Genomic DNA, 18,175 nt, shown 5'->3' on the forward strand with positions numbered 1-18,175 from the left:
GTTTTCCAGGCTGCGCTCTTGCAACATTGCTCGCTTACATGCTCGATAATTATCATAATTGTTCCTCGGTCTTTCATCAGCGTAGATTTTTGGAGGCCGCCCATATGCACCATGCGCTTATCATAAAATCACCGCGGGTGCTGAAACGTGTGGCTTTTGCTCGGACGATCGCCTGGGATCAGGCGTCCATGGGTATGCAGGAAAAGCCCGGAGGTTAGAGAGTTTTTGCTGTATCCAGGTGAGCAGAAGGCTTATTCCTGTGTGGTGCAGAGTGCTCTCATGAAGGTAACGCACCCGGCACCGTGCTACTTCCTAGATCACTTTTCCAAATGATAGACATCAAATGCTCAGTTCAGGAGATTTCCTAACCAATAAAAATAAACTGGCGCAGCTGAAATTGTCGCATTGGGATGGAAAGTTACGCATAGAAGAACTCATGGTGGTCTGGACCAGTGAATAACGGCGGTCACCATACAGATGCTGATGCGAACGTTTTTATCCTTAGCCCCTCAGCGATTGTTCCAGGAAACTATGAGACTCAGTCGGATACACCGCTCCATAGCTAGTTGAATCTAAATGCGATCCGTTCTAGAAACGCAATGGGCGTCCCTTTGGTATCTCTGCTTCTTCCCACACATAGACTTGCCCACCATTGTGTTCATCCTCAAGACGGGTCACTTCTTGCAGCACGCAAGCCCTCAAGAAATCATTCAGGCTGGCGTAGCGGTGGATATGCCGAGTTGCCATGAACGTCTGGCGAATGCGATCGTGTTCATCGTCCGTGGGAGCCAAGGACATTTTGCGGCGCGACTTTGACTTAGGAGTGGGATCCTCGGACGATTTGGCCATGGTGAGTTGTGGTTCAGATTGGGAAAAGTGCTCCGGTTCTGGAGCAACTTGTTGCACAGGTGCCTGTTGCACTGGGGCAACTGGCTGTTGGATCTGTACCTCCGGTGCCTGCTGGACAGAATCCGGAGTCGCTGCCGATGCTTGCTGCTCATCTTCTGACGCAGACATTTCGGACACAACACTACGACCTGCAGCCTTGCTCAAACCACGGTTTTTTTTGAGTCGTCCAAGCGCTGAGCCGGCGTCTCCCCCGCGTCCAGGTGTTGGAGTGGAAGTCATGACGCCGTTCCTTCCCATACTGCAGTCGCTACTCGTCTCAGCGATTTCAGCAGCAATGATGCTGAGTTTCCGTAGGATGCAAGCGGCTTCGCGGCCGCTTGTGCCTTGGCAAAAATTTCACGGTCAGGTAATCCTGGATCAAGCACTAATTCGCCGTAGTCCTCTCGCATTTTACGCACCCAATGCTCTTGATCCACTCGGCCCTTGCGTAATTTGTTGACCACAATTCCGGCAACGTCTAGTTCGTCGTTTAGGTTTTCCTGCACCTCAGCGACAGTAGTGACAATTTCGGTAAGCCCCTCCACGGAGGAAACTCGGGCTTCACTGATGAATAGCGCATGGGTTGCTGCAGTCAAGGCATTTACAGTCAGCAAACCAAGAGAAGGAGGACAATCAATTAGTACGATGTCGAAATCGTCGACCGCTCCCTTAAGGGCATTACGTAGACGCCGCTCACGAGCCATCATGGAGTCACGTTCACGGGAAGCAAGGTTGCGCTCGGAAGCAATAAGGGAAAGGGTCGGGAATTTACCCTGCCAGGCCTCCCCTGCTGGAATGATCGCGTCAGCTGCAATGCCTGGAGTGATCTTATGGTTCTGCTCTTCGTCACCGTATAGAACATCGTTTAGGGTGAATTCCGGGTTGTACACGCCTAATGCTGAGGTCGTGTTCTTTTGAGGGTCCGCATCGATCACCAGGACCCGTTTGCCATGGTCGCGTGAAAACACCTCAGCAAGACCTGTGACGAGGGTGGTCTTGCCGACCCCGCCCTTTTGGTTGCAAACTGCGATGATTCGCGCTGGCATATTGCCTACTTTCGAGCCGTCGATGACGGGATGCCGGCTTAATGCGCTGCAAAAAGTATGCGAAGTAGGCCGGCAAACCATATTTCTTAAACACACGCTAGACGGGATGCGGGGCTGTTTGCCACGCGCCACGCCTAAGCGTTTCAGAAAAAGTTACAGATTCATGAAAGGTACCTTTTGTACCTAAAGCACTGATGGATACTTTGAGGTAAAGGTACCTTTAGAGCATATAGAACTTATAGAGCTAACTACTCTCTAAAAACAAGCGCCTTGTTCTGAACCTTTGACACTAAAGGTACCTTTTGTACCTCGGGAACCTTTGGAATTTTGCAGGTGCTGCAAATCAGAGGACTCGTCAAATAGTCCTCCGTTTCAAACAGTCTCAATTGTTTGTGTTACGTAGCAACATTTATCGAGCTTACGCATGGGTGTAAAGTCTTCTCTGTCTGGCTATCTTTGAACCTTTGGAACTAAAGGTACCTTTTGCAGCATTATTTCCGAGTATTCAGCAAACTTTTCAATAATGGTACCTTTAGATATTTAAGAACCTTTTACGTATAAGGTGCAGAAGGAGTCAACAGAACAGATGGTTCACGTTACGACTAACCAATAGAGTCTTTGGCCTCAACGGCGCGAAGGCTTTTTTCATTTCAAGGGCTTTGAAGAGCTTTCAATGAAAAGAGGCTGCGGTTTAGGTTGCGAGGTCTAACTGAATTTTCATCAAGCACGCGTTAAACGTTCATCCTGCCTAAATTGATCCGATGAGTGCCATCAGGGGCTCAGTGGGTATGAGTTCGCTATTGAGAAGCTCTACCAACTCCCTCCGCGAAGAGCATATGCTCTGTGGCGGCATCGCAGTCCTAGTGAAGAAGGTACCTTTCTGGTGGGGTCGCGTGAGATGGTCGATGGTTCTCCATCGACTGTTTGCAGCGTAGATGCAGACTGGTGGGACTAACTGCTTGAATGGCGGCCTTGGTGCGATACGTTCGAAATGATCATTAGGTACTAAAGGTACCTTTTGTACTATTACTGGTCATTGTGCTGATGTTCGTGGATAAGAATAGTCGCGAAACTGACATCTCGGAAGCGCGTCCTGCGGGTCTAGGAGGCGAAAGGGAACAAAAAGTACTTTTAGAGCTACCTTTCATTTAGTAGCAATCGCTTACGCCCGCAACGGATGTGAGCGATAAGAATACGGATTTTGGCAACCGTGAAGGGCCTTGGTAAGTGAAAATCAGGGAAGTGGCGCGAGTGATCGCATGGCATGGCAGCCTAGTGATAAAAGTGGAAAGTGAACTAAAGGTACCGTTTTGATTCCTTGTCGACAAACTCAAGAGGACGACATCCATTGGCAATTTTAGACAGTAGATTTGAGCATTAATGGAGCAAAAGGTAACAAAGGTACCATTACTGAAAATGTGAGGGGGAGAGCGGAGCGTTAATTAGCTGGCAGTTCGGAACGCCATATCACTCAGTGACCAATCATCAGGCGGACCGTTGAAGAGTTCGAAGGGGTAGTCCTCATCTGGTTCAAGAAGCTGGGGGAGTCGATTCATTCGCTCGGACAACCAGGCTCGCCATTGAGCGCGTTGTTCGCGGTACAACGTCACTTGATTGAGCACCAAGTCAAGAACACCCAAGGATTCAGCCAACGAGCTCAAATTGGTTGAGGTGACCAAGACCCAACCTTGTTTGGTGCGTTGGGCCAAGTTCCATGCAGCTAATACTTCAAGGGCTTCATGGACCGTGCTACGGCTCAACCCAGTCTTGCTCTTGATCTCGCTGACGCCAAGAGTGCCACCTAAATCTTCCAAAGCTTCATAGACAAATGCTGCGGTGACACCGAGCTCCCTGAACGCTGGACGCAACGAATGCAATTTACCCTTCTGCCACGTTTCGTTGCTCGCAGCTTCCATAAGCAGGGGAGGAATGACTAGTTCATACTGATCACCGGTCGTCCCTGTTGCCTCGCCGACCTGCCGGATGAGCGGTTCTTTTTCGTTGCGCAAAACTCGTAGATGAAACGCTACGGTTGTCGGTTCAACTCCTGAAGCGATCGACAACGAGCGGACACCGAATTCGACTACACGACTTCCAGTCATATGCGCTCCAGCTCCCAAGGCTCGAAGAACCAATCGGCGAGATAGACCAGAACGACTAGATTGATATCGCGATTCCACGAGACTCAGGGCAGAACGCCAAGTACGAATAAAGTGATGTTCAGAATTCGAGCCAGAAGAAACAGCCTGATCCTTAGCCCCCTGTGTTAAAAACTCGCTTGTGTTGGTTTTACGGACACGTTGCCCCTCAGACTTTTCTGCAGCGAATTTGGTGGCTTTGAGCCAATCTCGCCGCATTGAATTGGATCGTTGTGTGGGGGAGTAGCGGGCGTAGAACTGAGCGAGTCCTGGCCATGCGCCCTGCTTGATGCGTCGTTCAACATCAGTGAGTTTCAGACCTCTAGCTGCGCAGGCGACGAGGACAGCCATGCGTGCTTCCGAGGGGCTGTTGTACCTCGCAGTGTCGTAGATCCCTTGTGTGGCGATCAAAGCGATACGACGGGACAAGGCACCTAATTCGCTGCTGGGAGTATCGGCCGGCACAGCAACGGCTTCACGTCGTTCGTGGGCAGCTTGGATTTCAATACGTAACGAATCGCATAATGAGTTGACGGTGGAGAACTCGTTGCGCTCAGTAGCAACGTTATGAGCCATCTTCAGGCTCATTTCCAACTTCTGTGCGCCACCAGTTTTGTGCGTGGAGCCAGGCGTGCGAATACATCCGTGGCGTAGGTTCTGATGCGGTGTCGGGTCCAGCGAGGGGTATCGGTTGGCCAACGCTTCAACGAGGCCGCGTGCCTGATGAAATGGCATGCGCTCTGCAAGCGGAATGTAAACGTGCCGGCCGCCGTTGGGGGATTGGTCCTCTATCCATCGTGCCCCGTGGGCAAACAACCAGGACTGCACAGCAAGCACATCCGCTGCGACGCGGGCTTCTCCACCAGGTGCTGAGGAGTCGAAGTCCAGGCAGATCGTCGCACAAAGTCCGTCACGGCCATAAATGAGGACGGCAGCCGGTTGGGTAGGACGCGCCGATGTTAGATCTCGTTCAAATTTTTGTGGGTAATTTTTGCCAGCGTCTTTTGAAATGCGAACTCGAGGCTGGCCTGCAATAAGTGGCGTCAGTGAAGCCCAGGCAGCTTCATCTTCGGACGTTATTGTGCCGGCTCGACGAGCCAGGCTTGGGGTCAACGGTGGAACTGCACCATAGAGCTGCGGTACGATAGCGGTATCCTCTCAAAAGGATGGCAGGCAAAAGCCCTGTGTGTGAATGATGAATCATTTGCTCGTAAGGTCGGAGTCTGAGCGCTCTTCGAGTGTTCTGGTTCCTTGGGTTTTCTACCTCCTTTCCTCTTTTTGTGGATCTAACTAAATAAGTTCTTCGTCTTTTGCCGGCAAGCTTCCCGACGAGGAACACATACTTCAGGGGCCCGCTACATGCGGGCTCCTTATTTTAAGCCGTGAGGCTTAGACGGTCAGGACCTTTGCGTCCAGAACCATGCTTGGGATCATTTACAGCTGAGACAATCAAGTTCTCCACGAATTCACTAACGGATAGGTTGTCGCGTGCGGCAGCCTCCTTCAGCTGTTCTTGGTGAGCCACAGGTACACGAGTGCCTACAAAGAAGCGCTCGCCTTTGCTCCGTCGCCCGCCTCCGCGGTTTCCTGTTGCAGCCATGTTTACTTCCCTCGCTCTACTGTTCCGAACCCTTTGGGTCTGTAACTGTTTCCGACTACACACGAAACTACCACCATGTAAGTAAGGATTCTGTGAGGCTGTTTTCCTCGCGAGTCTGGATGTTTTGGGGCAAAGTGCGGTTTAGGTACCGTGAGCCTCAAAAGGTACCTTTTGTCTATTTGCCATTTAACCCAAAGCCTTCACCAAAAAACCCAATATTCATCCATATCCTGTCAAAATTCGGTCAGAACACCGGCTCTCTAAAGATGGTTAAGCCTCGAAAGGTACCTTTATGCCCCTTGGCACCGTTTGAATATCAGAAAACAGGAGCCCAAAAATAACTTGAATACTCTCAGTGTGTCGTGTCGTTTCGCCAATGAGTAGATGGTTTGGGGTGTTTTCGGCCCCCGGAAAAGAATCCAGACGATGAAGTAAGGGGAGCGTGCAATCTTTATTGGAGAATGCGCTAAGAATATCAAGCCCGTTTGGATTTAGCCGCAACAGCGCCCTATTTTCGTTTTGAAAACGAGCTAGATGGCTAGATCGGCGAAATGAGGCTATTGGTGGATGTCACTTTTTCACAAGCCACCCCTCGTATACATTGGCTTTTGTACGGGGCACGTCGGTGGGGTGCAGCTTGCAGGTAAACTGACGGCGGCTTGGATTGGCAGCGCCGAGGAGGCTCATCCTGAGAGCAAAATTCAACGCGGCAGGGACCATAAAATTAATGATTTTCATGTGGTGGTCTTTCACGAGTTCGAGCTCAGAGTAAAACTGGCTAAATGATATTCGAGTTCGCCTGGTGGTTCGCCTTAGGCACGAATGACTCTCCTAGTCGGGATCTGAGGAAGATCGGTACGGAAATTCACGCTAACGACATCCCAGTGTCATTCCTGGAGGGGATAGGGCTTGCGAAAAAGCGGAATGCCTGGCGCAAAGCTGTCGCAGTGTCGGGCAACGATAAGAGCCGCACATCATCTTTCGTCGGTGGCAGGAAGAGGTCACGGAGTTATTGTGCCGGTTTTCTTGCGTTGGCCGCGTTCAACGCCCCGGTAGATGGTTGATCGGCTGATGGAGAAGAGTTCTGCCATTTCGGTCATGGTGTATTCGCCGGCGTCGTGCAGTTCCAGGAGGTGAGCTTCCTGCTTCGCGGTGAGCTTGGGTTGCTTCCCTCGTAGCCGGCCGTTGGCCTGGGCGACTTTCATTCCTTCGCGGGTAAGCATGCTGATGAGGTCGGCTTCGAACTCGGCGGTCATCGCCAGTACGTTGAACAGTAGTTTGCCTATGGGGTCGGTGGGGTCGTGGACGGAGCCGCCAATGCTGAGTTTAATTTCGCGATTGGCGAGGTCGTCGGCAATTTCGTGCGCGTCCCGGACGGACCGGGCTAGGCGGTTAAGCTTGATGACGAAGGTGTCCCCAGCTCGGCATGCGGCGAGGGCTTCACACAGTCCAGCGCGATTCTTGTTCCTGCCGGTAAAACCATGATCAACATAGACGCGTTCCGGCTCAACGTCGAGGGATGTCAGAGCATCACGTTGGGCGGTGAGGTCTTGCTCATCCGTGGACGCGCGGGCGTAGCCGACCATGATCCTAGACATGAAGATCTGTGTGTCACATAAGGCCCGGGCGTCACCGGACAGTTCACCGTACTCCCTATACGGACACTTCATGGTCCACCATTTGCAAAGCAGCAGTTCAGCGGCCGGCGTGTCCGTCGGAGGACCGGCTTACGGGACACGGCGGCTGCGTCTATACGGGACATCCCTTTCGGACACCGAATCAGCAAGACGGACAAAAGAATAGCTGCTGGTGTTCCCATTGTGGCCGCTGTTCCGTTGCGAAGCCGTCGCGGCTGTTATTGACTAAGTATCTGAATGCTTCGTCAAAAAGCTGTCGTGATGAGATTGGACGATCCTGACCATGAATGAGCCAGTAATACTGTCAGGCGACTTTGCCCGGCGGATACAGCCAGTCCTAGAAGTCGAGAACCTAGTGCTCCGGCCATGGGGCCTCGCTGACGTTCCCGTAGTGTTACAGGCCTACCAAGACCCGGCCATAATTCACTGGCATGGAAAGACCATGACAGTCAACGACGCCAAAGAATGGGTGCTCCACTGGACCGACCGCTGGCAAAAAGAGTCTGGTGCGGGTTGGGCAATAGCTCACTAAGGGGAAGCAATAGGACAGATCAGTCTGCGACGCATCGATCTTGAGAGCGGTTCCGGCGAACTTTCATACTGGATCCTCCCTCAGGGACGCGGCACCAATGTGGCACCTAAGGCCCTATGCGAGTTGTCTGCATGGGCCTTCGGCAGTGCAGGCTTTCACAGACTTGAGCTCGCTCACTCCGTTAACAATCCTGCATCCTGCAAAGTCGCCCAAAAGAGCGGATACCCCGCGGAAGGGGTCAAACGCCAACAGGTACGCCATGCAGATGGATGGCACGACATGCACACACGCGCGCCTGGCATCAGATCCGGACCGACAGCCCGACTGCCCCAGGATGCTGACGCCGCCCGGTAGAGGTTCCTCTTACGGCGCTTCGGGTTAGGCTCGTGTACGAACACGAACCGAATACACGAGACACGGAGAAACATCATGTCTACCCATGAGGAAGCACTTCATTCAGATGTGTAGAGCCTCAACAAACTGTCAGTTGCGTCCTTCGTGTTGGCTGTGGCGGCTCTCGTAGGGCTTTGGTTCTTTGGACTTTCAGGGTTAGCAATCTTTGCCATGGGTGCTGGGCATGTTGCGTTGAACCAGATTAAGCACTCTGGTGAGAAGGGACGATGGCTGGTTATCGGCGCGTTTATATTGGGGTACGGGATTGGGTTATTTGCATTGGTCTCTGCGGTGACCGCAATTCCAGCGATGATCCAGTCATATGTAGCTTAACGGCACTGCCCATCCAAAGGTCAAGGGGCAGGATCGAAAAGACGACTCAATCGACCGGTTCGCATCGGGACCACTGAATTAAGTCTCGTATGTCCCATAGAAGGTCCCCCAGCGGAACATAACTACCTCGGACACTTCAACGCCGCTGCACTGGTTCGGTGAACCGCTCGCCGACCGGCTTGCGGGACACATTCACCGAGGTTGAATTAAACCGGGCTAGGTGCCTATCAAAGATAGGCTTGCCACATGGTCTACAACACTCATCAGCGCGAAGTTGCAGCCCCCGCTAGCGAAGTAGGGCCGCTCATCGACTCGCTTGCGAGTAAGAACGATCGACTGTGGCCCCGAAGCGGGTGGCCAGCAATGCGCCTGAACGGACCACTTGGCGTGGGCGCAGCGGGAGGACATGGGCCGGTGCGCTATTTCGTGACTGCATATGAGCCCGGCAGGCGGATCGAATTTCAGTTCATTAGTCCATCGGGCTTTAACGGGCACCACTCTTTCACTGCCACCAGCCTTACAGGCAATTCAACGCTGCTCCGGCACGAGCCTTCCATGTTGCCAAGTGGTACGGCAAAAAAGACAAGTCAGGAGCGGGCGGCTTTCCGATGAATCTGAAAGTTCTTTGAACTCTAGAGAGGGTAAATGCGGATTTGACGAGCGGATGACGAAACTCTCGTAATGCACGCGAGCGTCGGGACAACTTTTAGCTTGCCTCATGCGGAATTTTCTGCTTACATATCAACTATGGATATATCATTCTATGATACTTCGTATGCGAGATATGATCATGGCGCGTAGCTCGGGCTTTGAAAGCGGAGACCTCGCCGACGCCGCTCTGTACATTCTGCTCGCCCTGGTTCACCCACGTCATGGCTATGCAGTGATGCAGTTTCTCGAGCAGGAAAGCCGGGGAACGGTCGCGATCGGTCCCGCCTCGCTATATACGACACTCAAAAAGCTCGTCATGGCCGGGTTCATTGAGGAGCTCGACGGTGATGATTCACGGCGCGTCTATCACCTCAACACCAAGGGACGCGATGTCCTCGTACGTAATATCGAACGCCGTCGCCAGTTGCTGGCCATGGCAGAGCACATTATGGAGGAAGCATGAGCACCACGACCAGAATGGGCAACGGCCTGGCTTTCAGCCCCGACAAGGACCTTGCGATGTTTGCGGAAATGGCAGGTCAGGGAAAACACCTGAACGGTGTAGCAAAGCTGGGTCACGGATGGAGCTTCGTTGACGGAACCCCTGAAGAAGCCGTTTTTGACCTAGCCTACGAAGCCGACGCCACGCCGGACTACTTTGACATCTTCAAAGCAGCGGGATGGGCACCGGTCCTCTCGCTGGGAAACACGCACATTTTCAAGGCGGCACCGGGAACGGCACCGGTCCACACAAGCGCAGAGTCACGACGAGAGGAACTTACCCGAAACCGGAACCTCTACCTTCGTTACAGCGCAATTACCCTAGCGGCCTTTCTGATCCTAGGTCTGGTGATCCGCGCATCGTCGTGGAATGAATGGGCAGAATTCGTCTTACTAGTGGTATTCGTATTGCCTCTTGCCTATACCATCGTTCCCCTGATCGGCTACTGGCGTCATTTGAAAAAGTTGAATCACTTAAGCTGACTACCTGAGGCGGATTGATCATCTTCACCTGCTGGTGACTCTTTGACACTGCACAAAACGTCATTTAGATCCCCGATCAAAACCCAATAGCTGGATAACGGTCCCAGGTCTAACCGGTGTTGGGATTGCTCCCGAGTAATCGTATGAGCGAGGTTTTTCGCGGAGTCCCGAACGGTTTGTCCGGCTCGGGGTCCATTTCTGCGAATAGTTCGAAGAGCCGCCCACGCGCGTTCTCCTTCACCCACCGCAGCGCCTCAGCGACGTCGTGCACCTCAACTAGTACAAAAGCGTCTAAATTCTATCCGTATCCAGGACGGAGTTGTTCCCAGAAATTGACTCGATAGCAGGGTGAATCCTCTGACTCGTGTGGTTCGGCGTGGACTGTTTCTATGGTGTGCATGGCCCCAATATACAAGCCTGCGTTGGGGCATTCCGGTGAAGCTTTGACGTCTGCGCGGCATTCAACCGTCGGAGATGATAGGCAGAAACCAGTGTCCCTTGACAGTATTTTCCTAGACATTCCTTGGTCTTTGGCAACTTGGGATTGCTGGAGAAGCTTGTAATCCGGGGAGAACCGATGCCATCGCCTGCAGCGTAGTAAAGAACATGAGAAGGACCGCACCTATCAGGTGCGGTCCTTCTTTGGCGTAGATATCAGAACCAAGTCGCTACTTCGATGATATATTCATCTCCAATAGCCTCCCTAAGCCTATTTTGGAGAACGAGCGCTGCCGCTTGCTGTCGCTCGGCTTGATTTTCCGAGGGCCATCCTGATACCGGATCAAAATTTTCAAGAAACACCTGATTCCAATTGCGAAGTTCTTCCACCAGATGCTTGGGAATCATCGGGAGTTCGCCGCCTTCAACAAAGGTGCTAGAGCCTGGGAGTGAGATCGGAGTGATCTCAGAAAATTGAGGCGTTATAACTAGTCTTTGCTTCATTTCATCGATCGGCCGGGAAACCAACCGGCCAGTAACATAGCCGGCGACTGCCGGTAAGCCGAACAAGACGGCAGACCGCACCCACAGCGGATGGATGAATACTGGTTTGATCAGCACCAGTAAACAACCGCCGGTCATGAGCAGCACAACGAGCACAGCCCCACCACGTGACAAGGCAAACTCCTTGCGATTCCCCGAACCAGCTGCGTGAAATCCCGCGGAGCTGAATCCGAGAATGAAAGTTGTAAGCACTGCCCCAACCGCGGCCATAAAAACGAGGGGATTCATGAGCTGTTAGTTTCCTACCCGGAGACTATCTCGTCCGTGACCTGCGCGCGAGCCGCAAAGAAAATGCTCCCAGAAGTATGACCAAGACGCTACCTCCCGCAAGGATCAGACTATTGAACCCGGTCTTGGCCAGTTCATCCTGGACGTGTTGTTCTGCCGGCTGTTTCTTCGCCACTGGTTCTGGTTCGTGCTTTGTGCGCTGGGCAACGGCCTTGACCACTGTTGCCGCTGGATTGCTGTCCGACTTGGTCGGTACTTCCTGCCCCGGTGTGGTGTTCAAAGATTCTGCATCGGTAGTCGGCGTGGCTTTTGGTTCTTCGCTCGGTGTGCCTAGATAACGGTTCATGAAGTCTTCAAACCATTCGGAAGCATCGGCATAGTATTCACGAAATGACTCAATGATTAGTTTCAACTCTTCAGGCGATTCAGCTGTGTCGAATGCAAAGGAAAGCGAGAGCTCAAGCAAGTGGCGGCCCTCGTCAGTGACAAAGTAAGCGTTCCACTGCTCCTCGTCCCACTCTTCGCTGCCTTCGGGTGAAAGGCGTTCAATCTCCTCGTAGAACTTCCGCTCCTCATCGGAGAGTTCAAAACCTTCATCCTCATCGATGTAATCCCAGTAATCCTGCTGGTACTCGTTGTACAGACGGTCAAACTCCTTGCCTTCCTCAGTTTTGTAAAAGGCTTCCCACTGGGATTCATCCCAATACTCACTGCCTTCGGGAATGAGGCTTTCGATTTTTTCCCACAGTTCGCGCTCCTTATCAGACACGTCGTCTTCCCACTGAGGGTAAGTAGCTTCTAACTCTTCGAGCAAGCGATTGTATTCAATACCTTCATCTGACTGCCAGAATTCTTCCCATTGCGCATCGCTCCAGTCGTCAGCGTCTTCAGGAGCGTTGTTCTCAAGCTTCTCGATAATAACTTGCTGCTCTTTGGTCAGCCCCCCGTCGATGTATCCGAAGGATTTGAGCTTGTTTTGTCGCGGAGTTTCCAGAAGTTGGGGAGCTTCGGGTACTGAAGTTTCAACCGGCGCTTGGGCAGGGGGTTCTGTCTGTGTGCTGCCGGTAGCATCTTGAGAAGAGTCTGAGGTTGGGTCCGGCGAGGTTTGCTCTGGTGCAGGCTCTGCTGAAGGAGCTGTGGTTGGCTCAACCGTCTCTAGTGTCTCGCCCGGTAGAACGGTTTCAGTCTGGGACTGCGATTCACTGGGATTTTCAGCCGGTCGCTGCTGATTGCTATTCGCCTCTTCGATGCGTGGAGCAGGCTGGTTGCTCTCTGCCGTTTCATCTAGCAGTGGGGTGTGAGAGGGGTCCGCGGATTGCGTGGGCGCGCTTGTCTGGAACGTGTGTTGCGGCTCGTGTGTATCTGGCTGAGGTGCTGCGCTTTGCACGGCGATGAGAGTCGGCGCTGTGTTCTTGGTTTCTACGGCTTGTGCCGGGGCGGCAGCAATGAGCAGTCCGGAAGCAAGGGTTGCGGAGATGAGTACTCCAGTGACGCGAGGAGGCATGTGGTTCCTGGTTCTATGCAGAAAATATCGGTGCGTCGGATGGAATTCGTAACCGTCACGACGGGTCAGAGGAGGTCTCCAAGGCCTGCCACGCATTCGGTGAATGCATGTAAAACATCAATTTAGCGTACTTATTGAGGACTGCAAAGCCCCTCATCGCCGGGCACGATGAGCGGCTGATGACCGGTGACCGACCGTTGCCGGCCATTGGCGGATAGCGGACCAGATGTCTACCGAATGTCTCGCTCTGAAAATGCCCTGTACGTCAGGATCGAGTGAGACTAGATAGTTCGAAACTCCTGAAGCTGAAATAGAACGACGCTCGTTGCCTACAAAATCCTCCAGCAAACTGGCTGCATAATATCCGGGATGGTCCCATGCTCTTGGGTCGGTTAACGCCCGGATTCGTAAGGCGGTGCAGGCTGAACTGCTCCCCAGATGTTGGTTGCTGGTTTCTCAGTCCAACTTCTGGGGAGTAGTTCATTTTTGAGTGGGGGCCTTTCAGGACAGGTGGCGGTTCAACCATCCCCATAGCGGAACACTTATATGATGACCATCCCCATGATCAGCATCGGCCAACTATTGAGCCCTGCCTATAGCGTATGTCGATAGTGAGTCGAAGAGAATAAATTTCGAAAATTAATCTTATATGACGGAGGCAAGTATTTTCCTTACATGGCCCTCGGCGTAGGAGCCTGTCAGTTTGTTTGTGTAAGTCCCTAGTCACATACGTTATTTAGGGCTTCTTAGCATTTACGTCAAATAAGGCTCAATACGCTCCGGGTAAGCCATCGTCAACTGCTGCAATGCTTGCTTCCAGCCACCGGTCCCAGCGCCTTCAAGCAGATGCGACCCGGTGCCCGACCTTGGGGGCACGGCCATTCTTCGCTCCACACCCTCTGCCACATACGGATCACCGCCGGATACCGTTCTTCCCACTCCTTCTTGAGGTCCGCAAAGCGGTCCTCCGCTTCAGGGAGCGTCGCAGCGTGGTAGACCAGCTTCAGTCCGGTAGAGATTGCTGGCCAGTCAGCTTTGGACGCGTACTTGAACGAATGACGCATCAGATGCACCACGCAGGTCTGCACTACCGTTTCAGGCCACACAGCCGCCACGGAATCAGGCAGACCCTGCAGTCCGTCGCAGACCACCATGAGCACGTCTTCGGTGCCACGATTCTTGATTTCGGCAAGCACTTGCAGCCAGTACTTCGCTCCTTCCCCGCCGTCTGTAGCCCACAACCCCAAGATGTCTCGGTTGCCTTCGGTGGCCACTGCCAGCGCGACGTAGATCGGACGGTTGGCAACCTGGCTGTCACGGATTTGGACGTGGATCGCATCAATGAACACCACCGGGTAGATGAACTGCTCCCCAAATGTTGGACTGAGAAATCAGTAACCACATCTGGGGAGCTTTTCAATGCGCGCAAGAAGCACATTATCCGAGCAACAACGAGAACGACTAGTCGACCTCTTCGAGCAAGGCTTAGGTTATAAAGCAGCCTCAACTGAACTACGAGTGAAGCCAGAACCTGTTCGCCGTCTTTATCGAAGCTGGCAGCTTCATGGCAGGCTATGTCTTATGGAAAAACGCACGAAAGCCGTCTATTCATTTGAGATCAAGAAGGAAATCGTTGACCGGCATGCGACCGGCGAAACGAGGATGGATCTTGCGAAAGAGTTTAATCTCAGCTCACAAAAGTTGGTTGGGAAATGGGCTAAGCAACATCGTGAGGGTGGCGATGAAGCGCTGATGCTCAAAACTCAGGGCAGGCCCAAAGGCTCCGAAAAACCAGTGGTCTTGAGTGAAGAAGACAAATTACGTCGCGAACTCAAGCGTGTTCAAGCGGAAAACGCATACCTAAAAAAATTGCGGGACTTGAGGAACCAGGGGCACGCCTGAAAACGCTGGCGATCGCAACCCTCAAGTCGGACCACGATCTAGCTGACCTGCTCCAAGTAGCAGGGCTGGCCAGATCAACGTATTTCTACCATGCGCAACGACTTACCGAACCTGACAGGCACCAGAAGCTCAAAGAAGAAATCCAAGCAATCTTCACCGAAAGCAAACATCGGTTCGGTTACCGCCGCGTGCGAGTCGAGCTGGTGAAGATGGGTTGGAAGGTGTCGAAGAAACTGGTCTGGAAGCTGATGGATCAGCTGAACCTGAAATCCAAGGTGCGGATACGACGCAAGTACTCCTCCTACAAAGGGAAAACCAGTCATATCGCGGAGAATCTACTCAAACGTCAGTTCCAAACCAGGGTGGCGAACACCAAGTGGGTCAGTGACGTGACTGAGTTCCGGGTAGCTGGCAGAAAACTGTATCTGTCACCGATCATGGATTTGTTTGATCACTGCATCATCAGCCATACGATCTCGACTTCGCCGACAACAGCATTTACCAGTGCCAGCCTGGCCGAGGCCTTCGAATCGCAGAGACCGGCATCTGGATTGCTGGTGCACACGGACCAAGGATTTCAATATCAGCATTCGTCGTGGCGTCAATTGCTCACGAAGCACGGTGCGGTGCAATCCATGTCTCGCAAGGGTAATGTTTCGATAACTCGGTGATGGAAAATTTCTTTGGTCACCTGAAATCGGAGATGTATCACGGTGAGCACTTTGCCACCGTTGCCGATCTGACCAGGGAAATCAATGAGTATATTGACTGGTATAACCACGTCCGGTGCCAAGAACGACTGCAGGGCATGGCACCGATTGAATATCGGTGCCATGCCCTGGCAGCTTGACCCGTCTAGACTTTAATTACCTTGTCCAACTTTCGGGGACCAGTTCAAGACAGGGTCCAGAGGGCGGCTTTGCCATTCGCTCGTTGCCTTCAAAACCTTGTCGGCAATGGTAGAAATGGTTCTCTTGGGCGGTCCAGCCCGGATCCTCTTTTAGGTCCCAAACTTTGCGCCATAGCTCTACAGTTTCTTGGCCCAGGAATTCAAACGCTCGTGGACCGGTGGTATGAGCGTCACCCAGATGTGGATCTAGTTCATTGATCGCCAGGGTAGGATGCGTTGCTTCATGTGGCTGTAAAGGGGCGGCCAAGCATCATCGAGACGGTGCCCTCCCTGAGAGGGCGGCGACCACCGATCATTTCGACGGTCTAAATATCGCGGGCCTTCTCCTCGTCAATCTCATTCAGACTGGCCACCAGTGGCCCGAAGTCGAAGTGATTCGAAGGCACCGTCGCAGGAGAGAGCGTCGTGGCCTGCCCACCTAGCGCACGGATATGAAGTTCGTCGTCGGGCCTCGCGTCGGCCAGGATCATTGGCACCACACCACGCGCGGATAGCACCGCCAGCAGCCGGTATCGCACGGTGGCGCCCCCGGTAGGCTTCCGGGCAGAAAAGTGCTGCTAATCTAGGCCGCGCATTGCCTGATGCGCGACTTGTGCTCGGGCTGGAACCTGTCATTTGCGGGTGGCTGACGTATCTGCTGCGAGTCGCCGAGAGGCCGGAAAATTCTAGAAGTCACGACCTGCGTGCGGTAATTAGGAGATATTAATCTAGTGATATTCAAGTTCACCGTAAGCTATTGCTTTCAACGCCACATCCATGATTGTCAGTAACTTCTTATAAACATGTATGGATGCACTTAATAAGTGCTGAATATCGGGTTGTTCTGAATGGAATCCTCTGTGCCTTCTGGTGGGTGAGAGTTTTTGATCGACGCGTTTTTAGGTTACGTCTCCATTGCTTAATTAGGTTAGCCTCATATAAGGTTATGAATCGTGGTCGCTCAGACCACAACGTAATACTTACGCGAAAGGTGACGCAGTGGGACTTCCCTCGATTCCGGGATATCGACTACCGGACGGACAGTTGCCGGAACCACGAGTGACTTGGAAGGCGGACGCACAACGTGCGGTCTTGCTAATTCATGACATGCAACGCTACTTTGTCGAGGCTTTCGACCATGAGGATCCACAGTCGCAAATCCGAGTGGCAATGAAGAATATTCTTGCTCTTCGTGATGCTGCTGATGACGCTGGGGTGCCAGTGGTATATACGGCTCAGCCGCCGAACCAAACGCCAGCAGATCGCGCACTCCTCACCGACTTTTGGGGTACAGGACTAACCGACGACGGTCGCGAAGAGATTGTCCAGGAGCTAGCACCACGAGCTGGCGATTTGGTTCTCAGCAAATGGCGTTACAGTGCATTCGCCAGGACCGACCTCCAGGAATGGATGCGACAAGCCGGGCGAGATCAATTGCTCATCACCGGTGTCTACGCGCATATCGGTTGCCTGACAACCGCCCTAGACGCATTCATGCGTGATATTCAGCCGTTTTTTGTTGCTGATGCACAAGCGGATTTTTCCTTGGAAGAACACCAAATGGCTATCAACTATGGCTACGGACGTTGCGCCTCTGTGGTCAACTCAGTATCAGTTCTCAAGCAGATTCAAGCCACATTGGTTGCGGCTCGATGAGCGACTTGGTCGCTAGACCGCTGATTGTAGTCACTGGAGCGGCCGGCGGTATAGGAAGTGCGGTGGCCACAAAGCTGAGGGATTCAGGCTACTCTGTGCTTGCCACTGACCGCACCGGTGACGATGTATTGAGCGCCGATATTAGTTCAACCGGAGGGATTAGAGAACTCGAAGCCGCCATCGAGAACCGGATTGAACGTGGACAGATTCTGGAAGGCCTGGTCAATGTGGCCGGCGTACTTCACTCGGGGAAACTTTTCGACCTTCAGTTGGAGCAGTGGGAGCACATGCAGTCGGTAAACACGACATCTGTGCTCCGAATTACACAGCTAGTAGCACGCCTCATGATCAACCAGCGAGACAGGGACCCCGGAAACAGCCGCAGTATCGTGACCGTCAGCTCCAACGCAGGACGTACTCCGCGCTACGCAATGGCTGGATATTGCGCCTCCAAGGCGGCCGCAACGATGCTGACTCGTTGTTTTTCGTTGGAACTTGCTGCCCACGGTATCCGCGCCAACGTTGTAAGCCCAGGCTCCACACGGACCGCCATGCTGATAGGAATGAACGGTGAAGCCGAAATGGACCGGGCATCGGTAGCAGGAAATCCGGCTCAATTCAGGAACGGCATCCCGCTCGGCCGGATTGCCGTTCCAGAAGATATCGCCGATACGGTGGCCTTCCTCTTATCGGGGAATGCCAAGCACTTGACCGGAATTGAACTGACAGTCGATGGTGGAGCAACTCTTTCCTAGACCCGCTGCAGTTTCACGAATCAATTTCTCTACCCTC

16 protein-coding genes and 2 pseudogenes are annotated in these 18,175 nt (G+C 52.9%); 10 read left to right on the forward strand and 8 right to left on the reverse strand.

Going from position 1 to position 18,175, the window contains the following annotated elements; all coding sequences use genetic code 11:
- Window positions 1–218 (forward strand): hypothetical protein (locus ACT3UQ_RS13090; protein ID WP_444637274.1); only part of this gene is annotated, 218 nt, incomplete at its 5' end.
- 370 nt (window positions 219–588) lie between these two features.
- Here the strand turns inward: ACT3UQ_RS13090 and ACT3UQ_RS13095 are convergent.
- From ACT3UQ_RS13095 to ACT3UQ_RS13105, 3 genes are all read right to left on the reverse strand, one after another.
- Window positions 589–1,128 carry a ParB family protein gene (locus ACT3UQ_RS13095; RefSeq protein WP_444637275.1) on the reverse strand — a complete coding sequence of 180 codons (540 nt, stop codon included), beginning with the start codon at window positions 1,126–1,128 and terminating at the stop codon, window positions 589–591.
- Entirely contained in the window at window positions 1,125–1,934 is an 810-nt protein-coding gene (locus ACT3UQ_RS13100; RefSeq protein ID WP_188687393.1) for a ParA family protein, read from the reverse strand. Before ACT3UQ_RS13100 ends, ACT3UQ_RS13095 begins: the two co-directional genes overlap by 4 nt.
- Window positions 1,935–3,376: 1,442 nt before the next feature.
- Window positions 3,377–4,660, reverse strand: a complete 1,284-nt coding sequence (locus tag ACT3UQ_RS13105) for a helix-turn-helix domain-containing protein (protein ID WP_444637276.1) — start codon at window positions 4,658–4,660, stop codon at window positions 3,377–3,379.
- Between the two features lie 1,579 nt (window positions 4,661–6,239).
- Here ACT3UQ_RS13105 and ACT3UQ_RS13110 point away from each other — a divergent pair.
- On the forward strand, window positions 6,240–6,458 hold the full coding sequence (locus tag ACT3UQ_RS13110; protein WP_444637278.1) for a hypothetical protein: 219 nt from the start codon (window positions 6,240–6,242) through the stop codon (window positions 6,456–6,458).
- 215 nt (window positions 6,459–6,673) lie between these two features.
- Here ACT3UQ_RS13110 and ACT3UQ_RS13115 read toward each other — a convergent pair whose 3' ends face one another.
- A complete protein-coding gene (locus ACT3UQ_RS13115) occupies window positions 6,674–7,270 on the reverse strand; it encodes a recombinase family protein (protein WP_444637280.1) in 597 nt (198 codons plus the stop codon).
- 322 nt (window positions 7,271–7,592) lie between these two features.
- Here ACT3UQ_RS13115 and ACT3UQ_RS13120 point away from each other — a divergent pair.
- From ACT3UQ_RS13120 to ACT3UQ_RS13130, 3 genes and pseudogenes are all read left to right on the forward strand, one after another.
- Window positions 7,593–8,195, forward strand: a pseudogene (locus ACT3UQ_RS13120) (GNAT family N-acetyltransferase).
- Between the two features lie 1,147 nt (window positions 8,196–9,342).
- Complete coding sequence (locus tag ACT3UQ_RS13125) at window positions 9,343–9,681, forward strand: PadR family transcriptional regulator (protein ID WP_444637281.1); 339 nt, start codon at window positions 9,343–9,345, stop codon at window positions 9,679–9,681.
- Window positions 9,678–10,202 (forward strand): DUF2812 domain-containing protein, encoded by a 525-nt coding sequence (locus ACT3UQ_RS13130; protein ID WP_444637282.1) that lies wholly within the window; start codon window positions 9,678–9,680, stop codon window positions 10,200–10,202. Before ACT3UQ_RS13125 ends, ACT3UQ_RS13130 begins: the two co-directional genes overlap by 4 nt.
- Before the next feature lie 654 nt (window positions 10,203–10,856).
- Here the strand turns inward: ACT3UQ_RS13130 and ACT3UQ_RS13135 are convergent.
- The 3 genes and pseudogenes from ACT3UQ_RS13135 to ACT3UQ_RS13145 all read right to left on the reverse strand — a co-directional run.
- Window positions 10,857–11,432 (reverse strand): hypothetical protein, encoded by a 576-nt coding sequence (locus ACT3UQ_RS13135; RefSeq protein WP_096287931.1) that lies wholly within the window; start codon window positions 11,430–11,432, stop codon window positions 10,857–10,859.
- A gap of 25 nt (window positions 11,433–11,457) precedes the next feature.
- The gene (locus ACT3UQ_RS13140) at window positions 11,458–12,936 is read right to left on the reverse strand and encodes a hypothetical protein (RefSeq protein ID WP_096287933.1); all 1,479 of its coding nucleotides are present in this window, start codon (window positions 12,934–12,936) and stop codon (window positions 11,458–11,460) included.
- 875 nt (window positions 12,937–13,811) lie between these two features.
- A pseudogene (locus ACT3UQ_RS13145) lies at window positions 13,812–14,297 on the reverse strand (IS256 family transposase); the annotation flags it as partial.
- A gap of 220 nt (window positions 14,298–14,517) precedes the next feature.
- On the opposite strand from ACT3UQ_RS13145, the gene ACT3UQ_RS13150 reads away from it, so the two are divergent.
- From ACT3UQ_RS13150 to ACT3UQ_RS13160, 3 genes are read left to right on the forward strand one after another with little or no spacing between them, the layout of a single operon-like run.
- Window positions 14,518–14,838 carry a transposase gene (locus ACT3UQ_RS13150; RefSeq protein ID WP_444637284.1) on the forward strand — a complete coding sequence of 107 codons (321 nt, stop codon included), beginning with the start codon at window positions 14,518–14,520 and terminating at the stop codon, window positions 14,836–14,838.
- Window positions 14,839–14,849: 11 nt separating this feature from the next.
- Window positions 14,850–15,509 carry an IS3 family transposase gene (locus ACT3UQ_RS13155; RefSeq protein ID WP_444629441.1) on the forward strand — a complete coding sequence of 220 codons (660 nt, stop codon included), beginning with the start codon at window positions 14,850–14,852 and terminating at the stop codon, window positions 15,507–15,509.
- Window positions 15,509–15,688 (forward strand): integrase core domain-containing protein, encoded by a 180-nt coding sequence (locus ACT3UQ_RS13160; RefSeq protein ID WP_217990409.1) that lies wholly within the window; start codon window positions 15,509–15,511, stop codon window positions 15,686–15,688. The genes ACT3UQ_RS13155 and ACT3UQ_RS13160 overlap by 1 nt, the downstream gene beginning before the upstream one ends.
- A gap of 365 nt (window positions 15,689–16,053) precedes the next feature.
- Here ACT3UQ_RS13160 and ACT3UQ_RS13165 read toward each other — a convergent pair whose 3' ends face one another.
- Window positions 16,054–16,266, reverse strand: a complete 213-nt coding sequence (locus ACT3UQ_RS13165; protein ID WP_096287935.1) for a hypothetical protein — start codon at window positions 16,264–16,266, stop codon at window positions 16,054–16,056.
- Between the two features lie 568 nt (window positions 16,267–16,834).
- On the opposite strand from ACT3UQ_RS13165, the gene ACT3UQ_RS13170 reads away from it, so the two are divergent.
- Both ACT3UQ_RS13170 and ACT3UQ_RS13175 read left to right on the forward strand, forming a co-directional pair.
- On the forward strand, window positions 16,835–17,383 hold the full coding sequence (locus ACT3UQ_RS13170) for an isochorismatase family protein (protein ID WP_444629440.1): 549 nt from the start codon (window positions 16,835–16,837) through the stop codon (window positions 17,381–17,383).
- A complete protein-coding gene (locus tag ACT3UQ_RS13175) occupies window positions 17,380–18,138 on the forward strand; it encodes an SDR family oxidoreductase (protein ID WP_096287939.1) in 759 nt (252 codons plus the stop codon). The genes ACT3UQ_RS13170 and ACT3UQ_RS13175 overlap by 4 nt, the downstream gene beginning before the upstream one ends.
- Window positions 18,139–18,175 lie beyond the last annotated feature (37 nt).

The sequence above is a fragment of the Glutamicibacter sp. AOP12-B1-11 genome, from assembly GCF_052379245.1.
Lineage (GTDB): Bacteria > Actinomycetota > Actinomycetes > Actinomycetales > Micrococcaceae > Glutamicibacter.

Excerpts from the sequence above, each read along its gene's own strand:
- ACT3UQ_RS13095 (WP_444637275.1), bottom strand. The coding sequence starts at position 1,128 with ATGACTTCCACTCCAACACCTGGACGCGGGGGAGACGCCGGCTCAGCG.
- ACT3UQ_RS13100 (WP_188687393.1), bottom strand. The coding sequence starts at position 1,934 with ATGCCAGCGCGAATCATCGCAGTTTGCAACCAAAAGGGCGGGGTCGGC.
- ACT3UQ_RS13105 (WP_444637276.1), bottom strand. The coding sequence starts at position 4,660 with ATGAGCCTGAAGATGGCTCATAACGTTGCTACTGAGCGCAACGAGTTC.
- ACT3UQ_RS13110 (WP_444637278.1), top strand. The coding sequence starts at position 6,240 with ATGTCACTTTTTCACAAGCCACCCCTCGTATACATTGGCTTTTGTACG.
- ACT3UQ_RS13115 (WP_444637280.1), bottom strand. The coding sequence starts at position 7,270 with ATGTCTAGGATCATGGTCGGCTACGCCCGCGCGTCCACGGATGAGCAA.
- ACT3UQ_RS13125 (WP_444637281.1), top strand. The coding sequence starts at position 9,343 with ATGCGAGATATGATCATGGCGCGTAGCTCGGGCTTTGAAAGCGGAGAC.
- ACT3UQ_RS13130 (WP_444637282.1), top strand. The coding sequence starts at position 9,678 with ATGAGCACCACGACCAGAATGGGCAACGGCCTGGCTTTCAGCCCCGAC.
- ACT3UQ_RS13135 (WP_096287931.1), bottom strand. The coding sequence starts at position 11,432 with ATGAATCCCCTCGTTTTTATGGCCGCGGTTGGGGCAGTGCTTACAACT.
- ACT3UQ_RS13140 (WP_096287933.1), bottom strand. The coding sequence starts at position 12,936 with ATGCCTCCTCGCGTCACTGGAGTACTCATCTCCGCAACCCTTGCTTCC.
- ACT3UQ_RS13150 (WP_444637284.1), top strand. The coding sequence starts at position 14,518 with ATGGAAAAACGCACGAAAGCCGTCTATTCATTTGAGATCAAGAAGGAA.
- ACT3UQ_RS13160 (WP_217990409.1), top strand. The coding sequence starts at position 15,509 with ATGGAAAATTTCTTTGGTCACCTGAAATCGGAGATGTATCACGGTGAG.
- ACT3UQ_RS13170 (WP_444629440.1), top strand. The coding sequence starts at position 16,835 with ATGCAACGCTACTTTGTCGAGGCTTTCGACCATGAGGATCCACAGTCG.
- ACT3UQ_RS13175 (WP_096287939.1), top strand. The coding sequence starts at position 17,380 with ATGAGCGACTTGGTCGCTAGACCGCTGATTGTAGTCACTGGAGCGGCC.